Origin of the sequence: Streptomyces sp. NPDC029674, from assembly GCF_044903205.1 — a bacterium.
Lineage (GTDB): Bacteria > Actinomycetota > Actinomycetes > Streptomycetales > Streptomycetaceae > Streptomyces.
This window is the reverse complement of record NZ_JBJDPY010000016.1, coordinates 89,901-114,096: the sequence shown is the minus strand read 5'-3', so window position 1 is coordinate 114,096 and position 24,196 is coordinate 89,901. Positions and strand designations below refer to the sequence as shown.

General features: G+C 71.9%; 2 protein-coding genes. Both read right to left on the bottom strand.

Annotation, left to right across the window (positions count from 1 at the left end):
- Positions 1-16: 16 nt before the first annotated feature.
- On the bottom strand, positions 17-12,091 hold the full coding sequence (locus ACI2L3_RS31615; RefSeq protein ID WP_404755824.1) for an SDR family NAD(P)-dependent oxidoreductase: 12,075 nt from the start codon (positions 12,089-12,091) through the stop codon (positions 17-19).
- 49 nt (positions 12,092-12,140) lie between these two features.
- Positions 12,141-24,170, bottom strand: a complete 12,030-nt coding sequence (locus ACI2L3_RS31610; RefSeq protein ID WP_404755823.1) for an SDR family NAD(P)-dependent oxidoreductase — start codon at positions 24,168-24,170, stop codon at positions 12,141-12,143.
- Between the last annotated feature and the right edge of the window lie 26 nt (positions 24,171-24,196).

Sequence of the window (24,196 nt, the reverse complement as noted above, 5' to 3'; positions counted from 1 at the left end):
TCTTCTCCACTCCTGATCAAGAAGGCAGTTCTCGGTCGATCAGCTCGAAGAGCTCGTCGTCCGACGCGGATGCGAGGTCTTCGTTCACGACGGCGTCGCCGTCGGCGTCCTCCGCGCGGACCGAGGTGTCGTCCAGGCGCCACAGCAGACTCTGCAGGCGCGCCGCAAGACGGCTCCGGGTGTTCGCGTCGTGCGCGTGCCCGGTGATCACCGTCTCCAGCTTGTCCAGTTCACCGAAGAGCGGCGCCGCCGGGTCGGCCCCGGCGGGGCACAGCTGTGCGCGCAGTTCGCCGGCGATGGCCGACGGGGTCGGGTGCCGGAAGATGAACGTGGCGGGCAGGCGCAGGCCGGTGGCGGCCGTGAGGCGGTTGCGCAGTTCGACCGCGGTGAGCGAGTCGAAGCCGAGGTCCTGGAAGGCGGCGTCGGCGCGTACGGCGTCGGTGCCGACGTGTCCTAGGACGGCCGCCGCGTGCGTCCGCACCAGGTCGAGCAGGATGCGGTGCTGTTCGTCGGCGGTCAGCGCGGACAGCTTCGCGGTCCAGTCGACGTTCTGCCGGGCGGCGGCGGCCGCCGGCCGTTCGGTGCCGCCGCGCCTGCCTCCGGCGAAGGCGCGCAGGAGGGCGGGCAGGGCCGTGGCGGGTTTGCTCGCCAGGACGCGGGTGTCGAGGTCGGCGGCCACCAGGTGGGGGCGGCCGTGGCGGTGCGCGGCGTCGAGCAGGGTGAGGGCGTGTTCGTTGGTCATCGCCTTCACGCCGATGCGTGCCATTCGGGCTATGTCGGTGTTGCTGAGGGTGCCGGTCATGCCGGCGGTCGGGCCGGTGGTCGTGGAGGCTGTCGCGCCTTCGGTGTTGGTGCTGGTCTCGTCGGTGTTCGTGCTGGTCTTGGTGCCCTCTGGGGACTCCCACAGGCCCCAGCCCACGGCCAGTCCAGCCTCGCCCTGCGCCCTGCGGTGCTGCATCAGCGCGTCGCAATAGGCGTTGGCAGCGGCGTAGTTGGCCTGCCCCGGGCTGCCGAGCGTAGCGGCGGCCGAGGAGAACACCACGAACATGCCGAGGCGTGCTCCGCGCGTCGCCTCGTGCAGGTTCGCCGCGGCGGCGGCCTTGGCCGCCCACACCCGCGCCAGACCCTCCGGCGTCTGCGCGGTCACCACCGCGTCCTCCAGCACACCTGCCGCATGCACGACACCTGTCAACGGGTGGGCGGGATCCGTCTTTCCGACCAGCTCCGCCACCGACGCCGGATCGCTGACATCGGCCGCCGCCAGGGTCACGTCGGCACCCACCTGGCGAAGATCGTCGGCCAGTTCCTGCGCACCCGGTGCGTCCGGGCCGCGACGGCTGGCCAGCAGCAGATGCCGTACGCCCCACTCGCGCACCAGATGCTCGGCCACGACCTGACCCAGCGCCCCCGTGCCTCCGGTGATGAGGACGGTGCCGTCGGGGTCGAGCGGCGCGGGCACGTCTAGTACGAGTTTGCCGGTGTGTTTCGCCTGACTCATGAACCGGAAAGCGTCCCGCGCCTTGTCCAGCGGCCAGGAACGCACCGGCAACGGCTCAAGGGCACCGGACGCGAACCTCTCGCCCAGCTCCCGCATCATGACCGCGATACGGTCCGGCCCCGCGTCGGTGACCAGGTCGTACACGGTGTAGGTGATCCCCGGGTACGCCGCGGCCACCTCCTCCGCCGTGCGGAGATCAGTCTTGCCCATCTCCAGGAACCGGCCGCCTTCCCCCAGCAACCGCAGGGAGGCGTCGATGAACTCACCGGTGAGGCTGTTGAGTACGACGTCCATGCCGCGCCCGTCCGTGGCGTCACGGAACGCGTCCTCGAACGCGACGTCACGGGAGGAGGCCCGATGGGCGGCGTCGATGCCCATCTCCTCCAGCACGGCATGCTTGGCCGGACTGGCAGTCGCGAACACCTCCGCACCCAGATGCCGAGCGATCTGCACCGCAGCCATCCCCACACCACCCGTAGCGGCATGGACCAGGACCCGCTCGCCCGACTTCAGACCCGCCAGCTCCACCAACCCGTACCAGGCCGTCAAATACGCGACGGGCATCGCGGCCGCCTGGCGCATGTCCCAGCCCTGCGGAACCGGCGCGACCATCCGCGTGTCCGCCACGGCCGTCGGGCCGAAGGAACCATGCAGTACGCCCATCACGCGGTCACCGACCGACAGATGCGTGACACCGGGACCTGTCTCCGTCACGACACCGGCGCCTTCGCCGCCCAGACCGATCTGGCCCGGCACCATGCCGAGGCTGACCAGGACGTCGCGGAAGTTGATGCCCGCGGCATGGATATCGAGGCGGACCTGGCCGGGTGCCAAGGGCTCCATGACCTCGGGATACGCGACTGGGGCCACGCTCTCCAGCGTCTCGGCGCTTCCCTTGTCCAGGCGCCAGGCACGCTCGGTGGGCGCTGCGACGATCCCACCGCCGGTCGCGCGGACCAGCCTCGGGACCAGCAGCTTGCCGTCGCACAGGGCGAGTTGGGGTTCGTCGAGGTCTTCGATGGCCTGGCGGAGTTCGCCCTGGGGAAGCCGGGCGGCGGCTTGCGGGTCGTCGTCGATGTCGAGCAGGGCGAAGCGGCCCGGGTTCTCGGACTGGGCGCTGCGGACCAGCCCCCATACAGCCGCGGCGGACGCATCCACGTCCCCCTCCCCGTCGTCGGCCACCGCACCCCGCGTCACCACCAGGAGACGAGACTCGGCCAGCTCCGGCACGGCCAGGAACTCCTGTACGAGCGAGAGCACCCCCTCCACGACCGGCAGACCGTCACCAGCAGAGGCGACGACAGGGGCGACCACCGCCCACGGCACTTCGTCACCCTCCTCCCCCACCACATCAGCCAGCCGGGTGCCGTCCGAGAGCGTGACCCAGCCGCGACCGTCACCGGCATCCGTCGTCGGCGACAGCGGAAGCGGAAGCGGCGTCCAGTCCACCGTGAACAGCCCGTCATCGCCGCCCTGGCCCTGCACCGACTGGAGTTGCCGGATGTCGGCGGGGCGCAACGTCACCGAGCCGACGGTCAGGACTTCGGTGCCGGTGGCGTCGGATACCAGTACCCGCACTTCCCGCTCGGCCTCGTCGTGCTCGCCGGGCGACAGACGTACGCGTACGGTGCCGGCTCCCGCGGCCCACAAGGAGACCTGGTTCCAGCTGAACGGCAGCCAGACCTTCCCGTCATCGTCCTGCGCCTGCCCGGGCCAGTCGAGGAGCAGGGCCGGGTGGAGGGTGGCGTCGAGGAGGGCGGGGTGGATGCCGTAACCGTCGCTGGTACCGGCGGCTTCGGGCAGGACGACCTCGGCCAGCAGGTCCTGACCCTGCCGCCACACGGCCCGCAGGCCCTGGAACGCCGGACCGTACGCATAGCCCGCGTCGGCCACGCGCTCGTAGAAATCCGCCAGGTCAACGGGTTCGGCGCCCGCTGCGGGCCACGCTCCGTCTAGTCCGTCGCGCGCAGCACCCTGGGGCTCGGGGCCGAGTACGCCGGTCGCGTGGCAGACCCACGAGTCGTCACCGCTCACGGTGTCGGTGCCCGTGTCAGGACGGCTGTAGACCTGAACGCCACGGCGCCCGCCCTCACCCGCCTCATCAACCACGACCTGCACCCGCAGACCGGACGCCTCAGACACCACCACCGGCGCCTGCAACATCAACTCATCCACCACCGCGCAGCCCACTTCATCACCGGCCCGCAACGCCCACTCCACCAGCGCCGCACCCGGCACCAACACCGCTCCGGCCACCGCATGATCCGCAAGCCACGAGACTCCCGAACGCGACAGACGCCCGGTCAGCAGACACCCACCCCGATCAGCGAACTCCACCGCCGCACCCAACAACGGATGCCCCGCGGCCACCAACCCCAGCCCCGCCGCATCCCCACCACCAGACCGACCGGACAGCCAGAACCGCTCCCGCTGAAACGCATACGTCGGAAGATCCACCACCCCCGGCACAGGATCAGCCGAGAACAACACCGACCAGTCCACAGCGACACCAGCCGTATGCAGACGAGCCATCGCCTCCACGAACGCCTGCTCTTGGGGGCGTTCACCGGCCAGTGAGGATACGAGAACCGGCTCGGGGCCTTGCGGTTCGGCGAGGTCGTCCAGGGTGTGCTGGGCAGCGGTGGACAGTACGGGGGCGGGGCCGAGCTCGACGAACAGGCCCGCCTTCGCCGCCACTCGAGCGATCGCGGGCTGGAACAGCACGGCTTGGCGGACATGACGTGCCCAGTATTCCGGCTTCGTGATCTCCTCCCCCGCCTCCTGACCCGAGACATTGCTCATCAGCGGCAGCTTCGGTCGCGCGAACTTCACCTCACGTATCGCTTCGGTGAACTCCGCCAGCATCGGCTCCATCAACACCGAGTGGAACGCATGACTGACCGACAGGGACTTGGTCTTACGACCGCGCTCCCGCCACAGCCCCGCAACCCGGTCCACCTCGCCCGTCGGGCCCGAAATAACCGTGGAATCAGGCGTGTTGACCGCCGCCACACTCACACCACCCGAGCCCTCCACGTCAGCGGCAAGCTCCTCGGGCGTGGCCTGCACCGCACACATCGCCCCGCCCTCGGGCAACGCACCCATCAACCGAGCCCGCGCACCCACCACCCGACACGCATCCGCCAGATCGAAAACTCCCGCCACATGCGCGGCAGCGATCTCCCCGATCGAATGCCCGACCACCACATCCGGACGCACCCCGACCGACTCCCACAACCGAGCCAGACCCACCTGCAGCGCAAACAGCCCCGCCTGCGCCCACATCGTGTGATCCAACCGCTCCTTGGGACCGTGGAACACGGTCTCCCGAAGCTCACCCGGCGCCACGCCCAACTCCACGTCCAGCAGGCCACACACCTCATCAAACGCAGCCGCGAACACCGGGAACCGCTCATACAACCCGGCCCCCATACCCACCAACTGACTCCCCTGGCCACTGAACAGCCACACCACATCACCACTCGGAGCCGTCGCACTGTCGCAGGACTGTGTGAGGGTCGGGTGTGCCTCTCCGGCGGCCAACGCATCGAGCCCGGCCAGTAGTTCGGCCCGCTCGCGCCCCGCCACCACCGCGCGCTGCTCGAACAGTGAGCGTGAGTGCAGCAGGGACCAGCCCACGTCCTGCACCGGCACGGTCGAGTCGGCCGACACCGCGTCGCGCAGACGGGCCGCCTGGTCGCGCAAGGCCTGCGGGGTACGAGCCGAGACCACCCACGGCACGAGGGAACCGTCGACCTCGGGAGCACTGCCGCTGACGGGCGTCGACTCCTCCGGCGACTTCTCCGCCGGCTCGGGGGCGTACTCAACAATCAGATGCGCATTCGTCCCCGAAGCACCGAACGACGAGACCCCCGCCCGACGCGGACGGTCCGCCACCTCCGGCCACGGCACCGCCTCACCCACCAGCCGAACCGCACCCGACTCCCAGTCCACATGCGGCGACGGCTCATCCACATGCAAACTCGCCGGCACCACACCATGCCGCATCGCCATCACCATCTTGATGACACCCGCAACACCCGCAGCAGCCTGCGTATGACCAATGTTCGACTTCACCGAGCCGAGCCACAACGGACGATCCTCCGGCCGGCCCTGCCCATACGTCGCCAGCAACGCCTGCGCCTCGATCGGATCGCCCAACGTGGTCCCCGTACCGTGACCCTCCACCACATCCACATCCGCCGCAGAAAGCCGACCGCTCGCCAGCGCCTGACGGATCACCCGCTCCTGCGACGGACCATTCGGCGCCGTCAGACCATTGCTCGCACCGTCCTGATTCACCGCCGAACCCCGTACCAGGCCCAGCACTTGATGTCCGTTACGTCGGGCGTCCGACAGTCGCTCCAGGATGAGTACGCCCACGCCTTCGCCCCAGCCCGTGCCGTCGGCCGCTGCGGCGAACGGCTTGCAGCGGCCGTCGGGGGCCAGGCCGCGCTGGCGCGAGAAGCCGGTGAACACCTCGGGTGTGGCCATGACGGTGACGCCGCCCGCGAGGGCAAGCGTGCACTCGCCCTGGCGCAGGGCGTTGGCCGCAAGGTGGATGGAGACCAGTGAGGAGGAGCATGCGGTGTCGACCGTCACCGCCGGGCCTTCGAGGCCGAGGGTGTAGGACACGCGGCCGGAGACCACGCTGCCGGAACCGGCCAGCATGGAGTAGCCCTCCAGCTGGGCGTCCTGGGCCAGGCCTGCCGCGTAGTCGTGGTACATCACGCCGACGTACGTGCCGGTCGGGCTGCCCTTGAGCGTCGTCGGGTCGATCCCCGCACGCTCGAACACCTCCCACGACGCCTCCAGCAGCAACCGCTGCTGCGGATCCATCGCCAGCGCCTCACGCCGGTTGATCCCGAAGAACGCCGCGTCGAAATCACCCGCGTCGGGGAGGAAGGCCCCTTCGTCGGCGTAGCTGGTGCCGGGGTGGTCGGGGTCGGGGTGGAAGAGGCGTTCCAGGTCCCAGCCGCGGTCGGCCGGGAATTCTCCGACCGTGTCCACGCCCGCCGCGACCAGGTCCCAGAGTCCTTCCGGTGAGGTCACTCCGCCGGGGTACTTGCAGGCCATCGCGACGATCGCTATCGGGTCGTCCGTCGCGGCCGTGGCGGGGGCGGCGGGTGTGGCCGGAGCGGCGGGGGTGGTGGTCCGGCCGCTGAGACGTGTGCAGAGGTACGTCGCGAGGGCCTGGGGAGTGGGGTGGTCGAAGGCCAGCGTGGCGGGCAGGCGGAGGCCGCTCGCCGCCGAGAGGCGGTTGCGCAGCTGCACCGCCGTGAGCGAGTCGAAGCCGAGGTCCTTGAAGTTGGCCTCGGTGCGTACGTCGGCCGCCGACCTGTGGCCGAGCACGGCCGCCACGCATTCGCGTACGACGTCGGCGACGACGGCCCGGCGCTCCGCCTCGTCCAGACCGGCGAGCCGCCGTTCCAGCGCGGCCTGGTCGACGGCGGAGTCGGCGGCCGTCCTGCGACGGGTCCGGCCCGCCAGGTTGCGCAGGATCGCGGGCACGTCGTCCCCGCTCATATCGCGTACGTCGATTCCGGCCGCGACCACCGGTGAGCTGTGCGCGGCGACGGTGCGCGCCGCGTCGAGGAGGGCGAGGCCCTGCTCGTCGAGCAGCGGCTTCACGCCGCCCGCGCGCAGCCGTGCCAGGTCGGCGTCGTCCAGGTGCCGGGTCATGGCGCTGCCGCGGGCCCACAGGCCCCAGGCGATCGACAGGCCGGGCAGGCCGGCGCGGCGACGGCGGGTGACCAGAGCGTCGACGAAGGCGTTGGCGGCCGCGTAGCCGGCCTGGCCCGCGTTGCCGAGGACACCGGCGGCGGACGAGAACATCAGGAACAGGCCCAGCGGCAGTTCCGACGTGGCCGCGTCCAGGTTGGCGGCCACGGACGCCTTGGCCGCCCACACCCTGGCGAGCCGGTCGGGCGTCTGCGCGGTGACCACGGCGTCGTCCAGGACACCGGCCGCGTGGATCACACCGGTCAGCGGGTGCGCCGGGTCGACCGACGCGACGAGGTCGGCCGTGGCCCGCCCGTCCGTGAGGTCGGCCGCGACGATCCGCACCGCCGCGCCCAGGCCGGTCAGCCGCTCGGCGAGGTCGCGGGCGTCCGGCGCGTCGGGCCCTTGCCGGCTGACGAGCAGCAGGTGCCGCACCGACCAGGTGCGTACGAGGTGTTCGGCGACGAGACCGCCCATCATGCCGGTGCCGCCGGCGATGAGGACGGTGCCGTCGGGGTCGAGCGCGGCCGGGGATCCGGTGTCGGCCCGGGTGTCACGTGTGGGTGTCGGGGTGGCGGCGCGGGCGAGGCGGGGGGCCAGTGGCTCTCCGGCGCGCACGGCCAGCTGCGGCTCGCCGGTGGCGAGGGCACGCTCGACGGCGGCACGGTCCGTTCCCGAGGCCGTCGCGCGGTCGGTGTCCAACAGGACGAAGCGGTCCGGGTGTTCGGCCTGTGCGCTGCGTATCAGGCCCCACAGGGCGGCTGCGGGGACGTCGACGGGTACAGGGTTCCGGTCGTCGCCGTCGCCGTCCGCCGGGGTCGCCACCGCGTGGTGGGTGATCAGTACGAGCCGGGTCTCGGCGAGGCGCGGTTCGGCGAGCCAGTCGCGGAGGAGGCGCAGGGTGCGCTCGGCGACGTCCCGGCCGGACGCGTCGAGCGTCGCGTTCGCCGTGACATCAGGTGTGATGTCGAGTGTGGTGCCGGTCTCGACGAGGACTGTTGTGGCGGCCTGCGTCCCGGCGTCCAGCGCGGCCAGCAGGGCAGGCAGGTCCGGGTACTGGGATACGCCCGGCCCGGCGGCCCAGTCGGGTACGTCCTGACCGAGCACCGCCCAGTCGTCGTCGCGCTCTGCCACGGCCACCGGGGGCAGAGCGGTCCACTCCACCGTGAACAAGCCGTTGGTACCGCTGCCCGCCCGGCCGGCCGAGCGCAGCAGCTCGGGATCGGCGGACCGCAGAGCCAGGGAGTCCACGCTCAGAACCGGCGCTCCCGTGGCGTCGGCGACCGTCACGCGCAGCCCTGCGCCGGCGCCGTCCGTCTCCGTCTCCCCGTGCGGGGTGAGACGCACCCGCACGGTGGCGGCTCCGGTCGCCCACAGGGACACGCCGTTCCACGCGAACGGCAGGCGGAGGGCGCCCTCTTCGCCGGGAGCGTTCCGGTCGAGCAGCAGCGCCGGGTGCAGCGCGGCGTCCAGCAGTACGGGATGGATGCCGAAGCCGTCGTGGGCACCCGCCCGCTCCGGCAGCTCCACCTCGGCCAGCAGGTCCCGACCGTGCCGCCACACGGCGCGCAGGCCCCGGAACGACGGGCCGTACTCGTAACCCGCCGACGCGGCCTGCTCGTACAGGTCACCGATCTCCAGCGGCTCGGCCCCTGTCGGCGGCCACTGTCCGCTCAGCCCGTCCGGCACCGCCCCGGACTCGGGGCTCAGCACACCGGTCGCATGACACGACCAGCCCTCGTCCTGGGCCGGCTCCTCGTCGCCGGAGTCGACGCGGGAGAAGATGCGCACCTCACGCCGGCCGCCCTGCCCGTCGGCCGCGCCCACGACCACCTGGACCTGTAGGCCCCCGGAGGCGGGCAGCACGAGGGGCGCGTTCAGCGTCAGTTCTTCAAGGGTGGAGCAGCCCGCCTCGTCGGCGGCCTGCAACGCCCACTCCACCAGAGCCGCGCCGGGAACGAGCGTCGTACCCGCCACCGCGTGGTCGGCGAGCCAACCGCCACCACCGGACGCCGCGAGCCGCCCGGTCAGCACGAGCGCACCATCGGCGAGACCGAGCGCCGCGGGCAACAGTGAATGCTCCAGCCGCCGCAACCCTGCCGACCGCACATCGCCGACACCGTCGACCGGCAGCCAGTAACTGCGGCGCTGGAAGGCGTAGGTGGGCAGGTCGACGGTACGAGGGGTGGGGTCGCCCGGGAACCAGCGCCGCCAGTCGACCTCGGCACCGGCGCAGAAGGCGTGGGCTGCGGCCCGGGTGAGCTGGACGGCGTCCCCGTGGTCGCGGCGCAGGGTGGGGACGACGGTGGCGGAGACGTCCGCCCGCTCGATGGTCTCTTCCATGCCGAGGCCCAGCACCGGGTGGGCGCTGGCCTCGATGAAGAGACGGTAGCCGTCGGCCAGCAGCGCTTCGATGGTGTCGGCGAAGCGGACGGGCTGGCGGAGATTGGTGACCCAGTAGTCGGTGTCGAGGGCGGTGGTGTCGTCGAGGCGCTCGGCGGTGACGGTGGAGTAGAAGGCCACGTCGGTGGTGACGGGCTGGATGCCGGTGAGGCGGTCGGTGAGGAGGTCCTGGAGTTGGTCGATCTGGGGACCGTGGGAGGCGTAACCCACGTCGATGACCCGGGCGCGCAGACCACGCGCCTCCGCGTCGGCCACCACCGCGGCGACGTGTTCGGGTGGTCCTGAGATGACTGTCGAGGCAGGCCCGTTGACGGCTGCGACAACCACTCCCGGCCGGTCACCGATGAGCTCGGCGGCCTGCTCGGCTCCGGTGCCCAGCGAGGCCATGTCGCCCTGCCCCATCAGCTGCCGGAGCGCGTCACTGCGTACGGCTACGATCCGTGCCGCATCCTCAAGGGACAGTGCTCCAGCCACACACGCGGCAGCCATCTCACCCTGCGAGTGCCCCACCACGGCGGCCGGGGTGATCCCGTAGTCAGCCCACACGGCAGCCAGCGAGACCATCAGCGCCCACAGCACGGGCTGGACGACTTCGACCCGGGACAGCTCGCTGCCGTCCCCGCGCAGAACCTCCGTCAACGACCAGTCCACATACGCCGACAGCGCCCGCTCACACTCGGCGATCCGTTCCGCGAACACCGGGGATTCGTCAAGGAGGTGGGAGCCCATGCCCACCCACTGCGACCCCTGCCCCGGAAACACCAACACCGGCCCCGGCCCCACGTCCCCGGCAACCCCGGACACCACATCCGCCGACGCCTCACCAGAGCCCGCAGCCAGTGCCGCCAGTCCGGCCGTCAGCCCGTCCCGATCACGCCCCACCACCACAGCCCGGTGCTCAAGAAGCGCCCGGCTCGTGGCCAGCGACCAACCCACCTCGACCGGCGAGGAATCCGTGTCGGACACGAACTCGCCCAAACGCCGCGCCTGTTCACGCAACGCCTCCGAAGACCGCCCGGAAACCACCCACGGCACCACCCCACCACCCGGCCGAGCAGCCACCGGGGCGGGAGCCTCTTCAGGCGATTCCTCGGGCGCCTCCTCCAGAACCACGTGCGCGTTCGTGCCCGAGATGCCGAAGGAGGAGATTCCGGCGCGGCGCGGGCGTTCGCCGCGCGACCACGGGACCGGTTCGGTCAGGAGGCGTACGCTGCCGCCGTCCCACTGGACGTGCGGGGTCGGCTCGTCGACGTTCAGGGTGGCGGGCAGGAGGTCGTTCTGGAGAGCCATCACCATTTTGATGACGCCGGCGACGCCCGCGGCGGCCTGCGTGTGGCCGATGTTGGACTTGACCGAGCCGAGCCACAGCGGACGGTCGTCCTCGCGCTCCTTGCCGTAGGTGGCGATCAGGGCCTCGGCCTCGATGGGGTCGCCGAGTCTCGTGCCGGTGCCGTGCGCCTCGACCACGTCGATCTCCGACGTGGAGAGGTGGGCGCTGGAGAGTGCCTGGCGGATGACGCGGCGCTGCGAGGGGCCGTTGGGCGCGGTGAAGCCGTTGCTCGCGCCGTCCTGGTTGATGGCCGAACCCCGTATTACCGCAAGGACCTTGCGGCCCTTCCGGCGGGCGTCGGAGAGGCGCTCCAGGAGGATCAGGCCGGCGCCCTCGCCCCAGCCCGTGCCGTCGGCCGCGGCGGCGAACGGCTTGCAGCGGCCGTCGGGGGCCAGGCCGCGCTGGCGCGAGAAGCCGGTGAACACCTCGGGGGTGGACATGACGGTGACGCCGCCCGCGAGGGCGAGGTCGCACTCGCCCTGGCGCAGGGCGTTGGCCGCCAGGTGCATCGCCACCAGCGAGGAGGAGCACGCGGTCTCGACGGTCACCGCCGGGCCTTCGAGGCCGAGGGTGAAGGAGAGGCGGCCCGACAGGACGCTGGGCGCGGTGCCCGCGTACCCCTCGGTCGCCTTGCCCCCGGGGTCGCCCTGGGTCTGGTTGCCGGTGGTCGCGGCGCCGACGTAGACGCCGGTGGGGCTGCCCTTGAGGGAGACGGGGTTGATGCCCGCCCGTTCGAGGGCCTCCCAGGACGTCTCCAGGAGCAGCCGCAGTTGCGGGCTGCTGGCCAGGGCCTCGCGGGGGCTGAAGCCGAAGAAGTCGGAGTCGAACCCGTCGGCGGCGCTGAGAAAACCGCCTTCGCGGACGTAGCAGGTTCCCGGGTGGTCGGGGTCCGGGTGGTAGATGCCCTCCAGGTCCCAGCCGCGGTCGGTGGGGAAGGGCTCGATCGCGTCGTTCCCGGCGGCGACCAGCTCCCACAGGCCTTCGGGCGTTTCGATGCCGCCGGGGAAGCGGCAGGCCATGCCGACGACGGCCACCGGCTCCTGTCGCCGGTCCTCCACCTCGCGCAGGCGTTGCCGGGTGTCGTGCAGTTCGGCGGCGACCCGCTTGAGGTAGTCGACCAGTTCCTCTTCACTCGCCATGAGAGTTCACCCAGCCTTCAGCGTGGTTGTCGCGCCGTGCACGGTCGGTTCACACACCCAGTTCTTTGTCGATGAAGTCGAGGACCTGGTCGGTCGTGGCGATGTGCAGCTGCTCCTTCGTGCTGCCCGTGCCGGGCGACGCGCCGGCCGACTTCCACTTCGACAGGAGTGCTTCGAGTCGGGCCGTGACCGCGTCGGTGTCGAGGTGCTCGACGAGGGTGGAGGACAGGGCGTTCTCGAGCTTCGCCAGGTCGCGGAGGATCGGGTCGGTGGCTTCCTGGCCGGCGGGTGTGTCGCCGTCGGGAGCGAGTTGCGCGCCGAGGTGTTCGGCCAGGACGTCCGCGTCCGGGTGGTCGAAGACGAGGCCCGCGGGCAGCCGGAGGCCGGTGGCGGCGGACAGCCTGTTGCGCAGTTCGACCGCGGTGAGTGAGTCAAATCCGAGTTCCTTGAATGTGCTGCCCGTGGTGAGGCTGTCGGTGTGCTGCCCGAGCACGGTGGCGGCCTGTTCCTTGATGAGCCGCACGAGCGTGTGGTGCCGGTCGGACGGCGGCAGGGCGGCCAGCCCGCCGGCCAGGTCGGCGGGCTGCCCGCCCGCCGTCGCGGTCGGCCTGCTCGCGCCTCCCGCGGCGGGTGCGGCCAGGCCGCGCAGCAGGGCGGGCCGGGTGTCCACGGGGTGCGTGGCCAGGGTGCGCAGGTCGAGGTTGAATCCCACCAGGTGGGGGCGGCCGTGGCGGTGTGCGGCGTCGAGCAGGGCGAGGGCGTGTTCGTTGGTCATGCCCTTGACGCCGATGCGTGCCATTCGGGCTATGTCGGTGTTGCTCAGGCCGCCGGTCATGCCGGCGGTCGTGCCTTCGGTGTTGGCGCTGGACTTGGTGTCCGGGGACTCCCACAGGCCCCAGCCCACGGCCAGTCCAGCCTCGCCCTGGGCCCGGCGCTGCTGCATCAGCGCGTCACAGTAGGCGTTGGCGGCGGCGTAGTTGGCCTGCCCCGGGCTGCCGAGCGTGGCGGCGGCCGAGGAGAACACCACGAACATGCCGAGGCGTGCTTCCCGCGTCGCCTCGTGCAGGTTGGCCGCGGCGGCGGCCTTGGCCGCCCACACCCGTGCCAGCCCCTCCGGGGTCTGCGCGGTCACGACCGCGTCCTCCAGTACGCCCGCCGCATGCACGACACCCGTCAACGGGTGGGCGGGATCCGTCTTTCCGACCAGCTCCGCCACCGACGCCGGGTCGCTGACGTCGGCCGCCGCAATGGTCACGTCGGCGCCCAACTGCCCAAGCGAGTCGGCCAGTTCTTGAGCGCCCGGCGCGTCCGGGCCGCGACGGCTGGCCAGCAGCAGATGCCGTACGCCCCACTCGCGCACCAGATGCTCGGCCACGACCTGACCCAGCACCCCCGTGCCTCCGGTGATGAGGACGGTGCCGTCGGGGTTGAGGGAGGGCGGGACCTCCAGCACCAGCTTGCCGGTGTGTTTCGCCTGACTCATGAACCGGAACGCCTCCTGCGCCTTGTCCAGCGGCCAGGAACGTACCGGCAACGGCTTAAGCCGGTCTGAGGTGAACAACTCGACGAGCTGGTCCAGCATCCGGCCGATGCGGTCGGGCCCGGCATCGCCGACCAATTCGTAGGCCGTGTAGGTGACGCCTGAGTACTCCGCGACCACCTCCTCGGAGGCCCGCACATCCGTCTTGCCCATCTCCAGGAACCGGCCGCCCTCCTTCAGCAACCGCAGGGAGGCATCGACGAACTCACCGGCGAGACTGTTGAGTACGACGTCCATGCCGCGCCCGTCCGTGACGTCACGGAAGGCGTCCTCGAAGGCGAGGTCCCGGGAAGAGGCCCGGTGCGCGGCGTCGATGCCCATCTCCTCCAGCACGGCATGCTTGGCCGGACTGGCAGTGGCGAACACCTCCGCACCCAGATGCCGGGCGATCTGCACCGCAGCCATCCCCACACCACCCGTAGCAGCATGAACCAAGACGCGCTCGCCCGACTTCAGACCCGCCAGCTCCACCAACCCGTACCAAGCCGTCAGGAACGCCGCCGGGACGCCGGCCGCCTCCCGCATGTCCCAGCCCTGTGGAACCGGCGTGACCATCCGCGCCTCGGCGATTACCACAGGGCCGAAGGCGCCCTCGAACACGCCCATCACGTGGTCGCCCACCGAGACATGGGTGACGTCTGCGCCGACCTCCGTCACGACACCTGCGCCTTCACCACCCATCGCGCCGTACGCGGGGACCATCCCCAGCGCGACCAGTACGTCGCGGAAGTTGATGCCGGCAGCGTGCACCGAGATACGCACCTGCCCCGGCGCCAGGGGCTCCAGGACCTCCGGACAGGCAACTGCCGCCAGGTCGTCGAGCGAGCCGTCGTTCACCATCCGCAGACGCCACGCCGGCGCACCGGGCGGTGCGACGAGTTCGGCGGAACGGCGCGCCTGGGTCAGCCGAGGAACGTAGAGATGCCCCTCGCGCAGGGCGAGTTGGGGTTCGTCGTGATCCTCGACGGCCTGGCGGAGTTCGCCCTCGGGAAGCTGGGCGGCAGCGCCCGCTTGCAGGTCACCGTCGGCGTCGAGCAGGGCGAAGCGCCCCGGGTTCTCGGACTGGGCGCTGCGGACCAGCCCCCATACGGCGGCGGCGGACGCGTCCACATCGCCGTCACCGTCAGTGGCCACCGCACCGCGCGTCACCACGAGAAGACGGGACTCGGCCAGCCCCGGCGCCGCCAGGAACTCCTGTACGAGCGAGAGCACCCGCGCCACGACCGGCAGACCGTCACCGGCAAGACTCTCGACCGGCGCGAGCACCGCCCACGGCACCTCGTCACCCTCCTCCCCCACCACATCAGCCAGCCCGGTGCCATCCGAGAGCGTGACCCAGCGGCCGCCGCCACCGGACTCGCCCACGCGCGCGGCAGGAAGCGGCGTCCACTCCACGGCGAACAGACCGCGTACGTCGCGCTGTTGGGCGGCAGCGAGCTGCTCCGGCTTCACAGGGCGTGTCTGGAGCGAGTCGACGCTCAGAACAGGACCGCCGGTCGCGTCGGTGACCGTCACACTCAGCCCCTGCTCAGTGCTCTCCCCGGCCGGACTGAGGCGAACGCGGACCGTCGTGGCTCCCACTGCACGCAGAGACACCCCGGCCCACCCGAACGGCACGTAGAGCTGATCATCCCCGGACCCGTCCTCGGAACCGTCCTTGAAGCGGGCGGCGAGGAGCGGATGGAGGGTGGCGTCGAGGAGGGCGGGGTGGATGCCGTAACCGTCGCTGGTACCGGCGGCTTCGGGCAGGGCGACCTCGGCCAGCAGGTCCTGACCGTGCCGCCACACGGCCCGCAGGCCCTGGAACGCCGGACCGTACCCGTACCCGGCCTCCGAGGCCCGCGCGTAAAAGTCCGCGACATCCACGGGCTCGGCACCGGCAGGCGGCCAAGCACCACCCAGCTCCACTACGTCGCCGTCCGTTCCGGCGGACAGCACACCCGCCGCATGGCAGACCCAAGAGTCGTCGCCACCCACGGCGTCGGTGCCCGTGTCAGGACGGCTGTAGATCTGAACGCCACGGCGCCCGTCCTCACCCGCCTCATCAACCACGACCTGCACCCGCAGACCGGACGCCTCAGGCACCACCACAGGCGCCTGCAACATCAACTCATCCACCACCGCGCAGCCCACTTCATCACCGGCCCGCAACGCCCACTCCACCAGCGCCGCACCCGGCACCAACACCGACCCCGCCACCGCATGATCCGCAAGCCACGAGACTCCCGAACGCGACAGACGCCCGGTCAGCAGACATCCACCCCGATCGGCGAACTCCACCGCCGCACCCAACAACGGATGCCCCGCGGCCACCAACCCCAGCCCCGCCGCATCCCCACCACCAGCACGGCCCGACAGCCAGAACCGCTCCCGCTGAAACGCATACGTCGGCAGATCCACCACCCCCGGCACAGGATCAGCCGAGAACAACACCGACCAGTCCACAGCGACACCAGCCGTATGCAGACGAGCCACGGCCTGAACAAATGCCTCCTCCTCCGGACGCTCCCCGGCGAGGGACGCCACCAGCACGGATTCGAGGCTGTCCGACGCGTCCAGGGTGTGCTGGGCGGCGGTGGTCAGTACGGGGGCCGGGCCGAGCTCGACGAACGCTCCGGCGCTGGACGCCACTTCGGCGATGGCGGGCTGGAAGAGCACGGTTTGGCGCACGTGCCGTGCCCAGTACTCAGGGTGCGTGATCTCCTCCCCCGCCTCCTGACCCGAGACATTACTCATCAGCGGAATCGAAGGCTCCCGGAACTCCACCTCACGTATCGCTTCGGTGAACTCCGCCAGCATCGGCTCCATCAACGCCGAGTGGAACGCATGACTGACGCTCAGCGCCTTCGTCTTGCGTCCCCGCTCCCGCCACAGCCCCGCAACCCGGTCCACCTCATCCGCCGGGCCCGAAATGACCGTGGAATCAGGAGTGTTGACCGCCGCCACACTCACACCATCCGAGCCGTCCAGGTCCTCGCCCAACTCCTCGGGCGTGGCCTGCACCGCACACATCGCCCCGCCCTCGGGCAACGCACCCATCAACCGAGCCCGCGCACCCACCACCCGACACGCATCCGCCAGATCGAAAACTCCCGCGACATGCGCGGCAGCGATCTCCCCGATCGAATGCCCGACCACCACATCCGGACGCACCCCGACCGACTCCCACAACCGAGCCAGACCCACCTGCAGCGCAAACAGCCCCGCCTGCGCCCACATCGTGTGATCCAACCGCTCCTTGGGACCGTGGAACACGGTCTCCCGAAGCTCACCCGGCGCCACACCCAGCGGCCCCTCCAACAGACCGCACACCTCATCAAACGCAGCCGCGAACACCGGGAACCGCTCATACAACCCAGAGCCCATCCCCACCAGCTGACTCCCCTGGCCACTGAACAGCCAGACCACGTCATCCCCGCCCGCGCGAACCTGCGGGGAGGTCGGGCCGATCAGCGCCGGATGCGGTTCCCCAGCTGCCAGCGCGTCCAGCCCTGCCACCAACTCGGGCCGCTCCGCACCCACCACAACCGCTCGATGCTCGTGCAGCGCACGTGTCTTCAGCAGCGACCAGCCCACCTCGGCGAGCGGCGCGCGGGACGCGTCACCGGCGAAGTCACGGAGGCGACGAGCCTGGTCGCGCAAGGCCTGCGGAGTGCGGGCCGAGACCACCCACGGCACCAGCGAGCCACCCTCAGCCTCACCAGCACTACCACTGACGGGCGCCGACTCCCCCGTCGTCGGCTCGGGAACGTACTCAACAATCAGGTGCGCATTCGTACCCGAAGCACCGAACGACGAGACACCCGCCCGACGCGGACGGTCCGCCACCTCCGGCCACGGCACCGCCTCCCCCACCAGCCGAACCGCACCCGACTCCCAGTCCACATGCGGCGACGGCTCATCCACATGCAAACTCGCCGGCACCACACCATGCCGCATCGCCATCACCATCTTGATGACACCCGCAACACCCGCAGCAGCCTGCGTATGACCGATGTTCGACTTCACCGAGCCGAGCCACAACGGACGATCCTCCGGCCGGCCCTGCCCATACGTCGCCAGCAGCGCCTGCGCCTCGATCGGATCGCCCAGCGTGGTCCCCGTACCGTGACCCTCCACCACATCCACATCCGCCGCCGAAAGCCGACCACTGGCCAGCGCCTGACGGATCACCCGCTCCTGCGACGGACCATTCGGCGCCGTCAGACCATTGCTCGCACCGTCCTGATTCACCGCCGAACCCCGTACGACCGCGAGGACCCGGTGCCCGTGGCGGCGTGCGTCCGACAGTCGCTCCAGGAGGAGTACGCCGACGCCCTCGGAGAATCCGACTCCGTCCGCCGCGGCGGCGTACGGCTTGCAGCGGCCGTCGGGGGACAGGCCGCGCTGACGCGAGAAGCCCGCGAACATGTCCGGGTCGGCCATGACGGTCACGCCGCCCGCGAGGGCAAGGTCGCACTCGCCGTGGCGCAGCGCCTGTGCCGCAAGGTGGATGGAGACCAGTGAGGAGGAGCATGCCGTGTCGACCGTCACCGCCGGGCCCTCCAGGCCGAGGGTGTAGGCGACGCGGCCGGAGACCATGCTGCCGGTGCTCGCCAGGTAGGAGTAGCCCTCCAGTTGGGCGTCGGCCGTGGGGAACGACTTGGCGTAGTCGTGGTACATGAGGCCGACGTACGTGCCGGTCGGGCTGCCCTTGAGCGTCGTCGGGTCGATCCCCGCACGCTCGAACACCTCCCACGACGCCTCCAGCAGCAACCGCTGCTGCGGATCCATCGCCAGCGCCTCACGCCGGTTGATCCCGAAGAACGCCGCGTCGAAATCACCCGCGTCGGGAAGGAACCCGCCCTGGTCGGTGTAGCTGGTGCCCGCGTGGTCCGGGTCGGGGTGGAAGAGGCGTTCCAGGTCCCAGCCGCGGTCGGTGGGGAACGCGCCCATCGCGTCCTTGCGGGCGTCGAGCAGGTCCCACAGGTCGTCGGGGGACGCGACGCCGCCCGGGAACCGGCAGGTCATGGCGACGATCGCCACCGGGTCGTCGGTGCCGGTGCCGGTGCTGGTGCTGGTGTGGGCAGGCGTTGCCGGCCGCTGACCCGGCGTGGCGGACGCGGACGCGGACGCGGTCGTCGACGTGCCCGCCAAGCGGTCCACCAGGTGCGTGGCGAGGGCCTTGGGCGTGGGGTGGTCGAAGATCAGCGTGGCGGGCAGCCGTACGTCGCAGGCGGCCGACAGCCTGTTGCGGAGCTCCACCGCTGTCAGCGAGTCGAAGCCCAGGTCCTTGAAGGCGAGGTCGACGCTGACCCGGGCCGCCGATCCGTGGCCGAGGACGGCGGCGACGTACTCGCGTACGACATCGGTGAGGAGCCGCAGCCGGCCATCCGCGTCGAGGCCGGTGAGGCGGGCCGCGAGCGCTCCGTCGGCGAGGCCCTCGGAGGCCACGCGCCGCCGCGAGGTCGGGGCGGTGAGGGCGCGCAGGAGCGGGGAGAGGCCGTCGGTCACGGCGCGCGGGTCGAGGTCGGCGGCGACCACATACGGCTGGTCGTGGGCGCGTGCGGCGTCGAGGAGGGCCAGGCCGCCCTCGTCGGTCAGCGCGGCGAACCCGGTGCGCTTCATGCGTGCCAGGTCGGTCTCGCTCAGCTGCCCCGTCATGCCGCTGGTCGCCTGCCACAGGCCCCAGGCGATGGAGAGGCCCGCGAGTCCTTCGGCACGGCGGTGCTGGACGAGCGCGTCGCAATAGGCGTTGGCAGCAGCGTAGTTGGCCTGACCGGGGCTGCCGAGTGAGGCCGCCGCCGAGGAGAACACCACGAAGAAGTCGAGGGGTGTCTCGCGTGTCGCCTCGTGGAGGTGGCGTGCCGCCGTCGCCTTAGTCGCCCATACCCTTGCGAGGCTCTCGGGGGTCTGCGCGGTGATCACGGCGTCGTCCAGGACACCGGCCGCGTGGATCACACCGGTCAGCGGGTGCGCCGGGTCGACCGAGGCGATCAGCGCGGCGACCGCTTCCGCGTCGCCGACATCTGCCGCGGCGATCTCGACCGTGGCGCCCAACTCGCGCAGGTGTGCGCGGAGTTCGTCGCTTCCGGGCGCCTGGTCGCCGCGTCGGCTCGCCAGCAGCAGGTGCCGTACGCCCCACTCCCTGACCAGGTGTTCGGCCACAAGACGGCCGAGTACGCCGGTGCCGCCGGTGATGAGGACCGTGCCGTTCGGGTGAAGGCCTTCCGGTCCGGGCGCCGTGTGCCGACTCGCCGGCGGCGTCGTCGCGTCCGCGGCGCGGACGAGCCGGGGGACTCGTATCTCCCCGCCGTGCACGGCCAGTTGGGGCTCGTCCAGCCGCTCCGCCGCCGCCATGGCCGCGGCGAGCGTGTCGTCGGGGCCGAGGTCGATCAGCGTGAAGCGGTCGGGGTTCTCCGACTGGGCGCTGCGGACCAGGCCCCATACGGCCGCCACCGCGACGTCGACGTCGCCCCCGGCGGCCCCATCGCCGTCTCCGGGCACATCGGTGCCGAACGTCACCGCACCCCGCGTCACCAGCACCAGACGCGAGTCGTGCAGGGGCGAGGCGAGCCACGTCTGTGCGAGGCCGAGGACGTGCGTGGCGAGCGCCAGGCCGTCGTCGTCCCGGGCGGGTTCGAGGGGCGCGGCCACCAGGCGCGGCACCGGAGCGCCCGCCTCGACGGACGCGAGCAGGTCCGTGAGGCTCGCGGCGTCCTCACCAAGCGTCACCCATCCGTCGGGTTCGGCCCCATGGGAGCCGTTGGTGGCGCTCTCCGGGGCGGTCCACGCCAGGTCGAACAGCCCCTGGCGGTCGCGGGTCGCGGCCGCGGCGAGGCGGCCGGTGTCGGTCGGGCGCGGGCGCAGGTCGCGGACGGTGAGCACGGGCGCGCCCACGGCATCGGCCACGGTGATCCGCAGCCCCTGGTCGACCCGCTCGCCGAGCAGCGTGAGGCGCACCCGGACCGTGGTGGCGCGTACGGCGTGCAGTGCCACGTCGTTCCAGGCGAACGGCAGCCAGACCTGTGCGGCTTCGGGGGGCGGGAGCAGCAGTGCGGCGGGCTGCAGGACCGCGTCGAGGAGGGCGGGGTGGATGCCGAAGCCGTCGGGGTCGCCGGCCTCCTCGGGCAGCGTCACCTCGGCCAGGACGTCCCGGCCGTGGCGCCAGAGCGCCCGTACGCCCCGGAAGGCGGGGCCGTAGCCGTATCCGGTGCGGTCGGCCTGCGCGTAGAGGTCCTCGACGGGCACCGGTTCGGCGTCGGCCGGGGGCCATGCGCCGTCCATACCCGCGGTGGCGTCATTTGCAGCGGCGTCACCTGCAGCGGCGTCGTCCGCCGGGTCGGGGGCGAGCACCCCCGTGGCGTGGCAGGTCCAGGGCCGCGTCGACGCGAAGGCGTCGTCGTCATCGGGGCGGGAGAACAGCTGGACGTCGCGTCGGCCGTGCGCGTCGGCCGCCTCCACCACGACCTGGATCTGGAGGCCGCCGGTGGCGGGCAGGACGAGCGGTGTCTGCAAGGTCAGTTCTTCGAGGGCGGAGCAACCCGCCTCGTCGGCGGCCCGCAGCACCCACTCGACCTGTGCCGCGCCCGGCACGAGCGCCTGGCACGCGACGACGTGATCGTCCAGCCAGCCGGCGGACTGCCGGGACACCCGGCCGCTCAACAGGTGTACGTCCCCGCTCGCGAGGCCGACGGAGGCGCCCAGGAGCGGGTGCCCCGACGCGGCGAGGCCGAGCCCGGCGGGGTCGCCGGAGCGCCCGGCCGCGGGGGCCAGCCAGAAGTCCTGGCGCTGGAAGGCGTAGGTGGGCAGGTCGACGGTACGGGGGGTGGGGTCGGCCGGGAACCAGCGCCGCCAGTCGACCTCGGCACCGGCCGCGAACGCCTGGGCCGCGGCGCGGACCAGCTGGGCGGTGTCGCCGTGGTCGCGGCGCAGGGTCGGCACCACCGCGGCGGGCACCGCCGCCCGTTCGATGAGGCCCTCCAGCGCCAGGTTGAGGACGGGGTGGGGGCTGACCTCGATGAACAGCCGGTATCCGTCCGCGAGCAGCTCGTCGACCGTGTCGGCGAAACGCACCGTCCTGCGCACGTTCCGAACCCAGTACGCGGTGTCGAGGCCGGTGGTGTCGGTGAGGTGCCCGGCGGTGACGGTGGAGTAGAACGCGACCTCGGTGGCGGCGGGCCGGATGCCGGCCAGGCCCTCCGTGAGCTGGTCCAGGATCGCGTCCAGCTGCGGTCCGTGGCCCGCGACGTCGGAGGCGACGGCCCTGGCCCGCAGCCCGCGCTCCTGAGCCTCGGCGACGACCGCGGCGATGCCCTCGGGCGGACCGGAAATGACCGTGGACGACGGCCCGTTGACGGCCGCGACGACCACGCCCGGATGCCCGTCGATCAGGCCGGCGGCCTGCTCCTGGCCCATGCCCAGGGATGCCATGCCGCCGCGCCCTGACAGCTGGCGCAGCAGGACGCTGCGTACGGAGACGATGCGCGCCCCCTCGTCCAGGGTGATGGCGCCGACGACGCACGCCGCGGCTATCTCGCCCTGCGAGTGGCCGACGACAGCGGCGGGTTCGATGCCCTGGTCCGCCCAGACGGCGGCGAGCGCGACCATGACGGCCCACAGCACGGGCTGGACGACGTCGATCCGGGCCAGGTCGGCCCCGTCCCCGCGCAGCACGTCGGTCAGGGACCAGTCGACGTACGCCGACAGGGCCTGCTCGCACTCGGCGATCCGGGCCGCGAACACCGGGGACTCCTCGAGGAGCCGGGCGCCCATGCCGACCCACTGGCCGCCCTGCCCGGGGAAGACCATGACGGGGCCGGGTCCGGTGGCGCCGACCGCTCCGGACACCACGTCCGGGGACGCCTCGCCCGCCGCCAGTGACCGCAGTCCGTCGACGAGCGCGGCGTGGTCGTTCCCGACGACGACGGCCCGGTTCTCGAACGCCGACCGTGTCGTGGCCAGCGACCATCCCACCTCCACGGGCGATGCCGGCTGCCGGTCGTCGTCGCTCACGTGGTCGGCCAGCTGTGCGGCCTGGGCCCGGAGCGCGTCCTCGCCCCGGGCGGAGACGATCCACGGGACGACCGTGCCGGCGGCCGGCTCGGGCGCCTTCCCTGTGGGCGCCTCCTGTGCGGGCGTCTCCTCTGCGGGTGCTTCTTCCAGGATCACGTGGGCGTTCGTGCCGGACATGCCGAAGGCCGACACGCCCGCGCGGCGCGGACGTTCGCCGCGGGTCCACGGGACCGGCTCGGTGAGGAGCCGGACGGAGCCCGAGGACCAGTCGACGTGCGGGGTGGGTTCGTCGACGTACAGGGTGGCGGGGAGCAGTTCGCGCTGGAGCGCCATCACCATCTTGATGACGCCCGCGACACCCGCGGCGCCCTGCGGGTGCCCGATGTTTGACTTGACCGAGCCGAGCCACAGCGGCCGGTCCTCGTCCCGGTCGCGGCCGTAGGTGGCGAGCAGGGCCCCGGCCTCGATGGGGTCGCCGAGCTTCGTGCCGGTGCCGTGCGCCTCGACCGCGTCGACCTCGGCTGCGCCCAGGCCCGCGTTGGCGAGGGCGGCGCGGATGACGCGTTCCTGGGAGGGGCCGTTGGGGGCGGTGAGACCGTTGCTCGCGCCGTCCTGGTTGACGGCGGAGCCGCGGATCACCGCGAGTACCTTGTGGCCGTTGCGGCGCGCGTCGGAAAGCCGCTCCAGGAGGAGCAGTCCCGCGCCTTCGGAGAAGCCCGTGCCGTCGGCCGAGGCGGCGAACGCCTTGGAGCGGCCGTCGGGGGAGAGCGCGCCCTGGCGGGAGAACTCCGTGAACGCGCCGGGCGTCGACATGATGGTGACACCACCGGCCAGGGCGAGGTCGCACTCGCCCTGCCGCAGCGCCTGGGCCGCCAGGTGCATGGAGACCAGCGAGGAGGAGCACGCCGTGTCGACACTGACCGACGGCCCCTCCAGGCCGAGCGTGAAGGAGATACGGCCGGACAGGACGCTCAGCGCGCTGCCGGTCAGGAGGTGCCCTTCCACCGCCCTGTCGGGCTGCGCGCCGCCGAATCCGAGCACGCCCGCGCCGATGTAGACGCCGGTGGGGGTCAGCTTCAGCGACGCCGGGTCGATGCCGGCCCGCTCCAGCAGCTGCCAGGCCGTCTCCATCAGCACCCGCTGCTGCGGGTCCATGGCCAGGGCCTCACGCGGGCTGATGCCGAAGAACGACGCGTCGAAGGCGGGGGCGTCGTGCAGGAATCCGCCGCGGCGCACGTAGCTGGTGCCGGGGTGCTCGGGGTCCGGGTGGTAGAGGCCCTCCAGGTCCCAGCCGCGGTTGGTGGGGAAGTCGTCGATGGCGTCGCCGCCCTCGGCGACCAGGTCCCACAGGGCCTCGGGCGTACGCGTGTCGCCCGGGAAGCGGCACGCCATGGAGACGATGGCGACCGGCTCCTGGGAACGCTCCTCCACCTCGCGCAGACGCCGGCGGGCCTGGCCGAGGTCCACCGTGACCCGCTTCAGGTACTGACGGAGCTTGGCTTCGGTACTCGTGGGACCCGCAGCGGACTCTCCCGTACCGGACACACCCGTACCGGACACATCAGTACTCG

Coding starts and splice junctions, on each gene's coding strand:
- ACI2L3_RS31615 (WP_404755824.1), bottom strand. CDS start 12,091: ATGGCGAGTGAAGAGGAACTGGTCGACTACCTCAAGCGGGTCGCCGCC.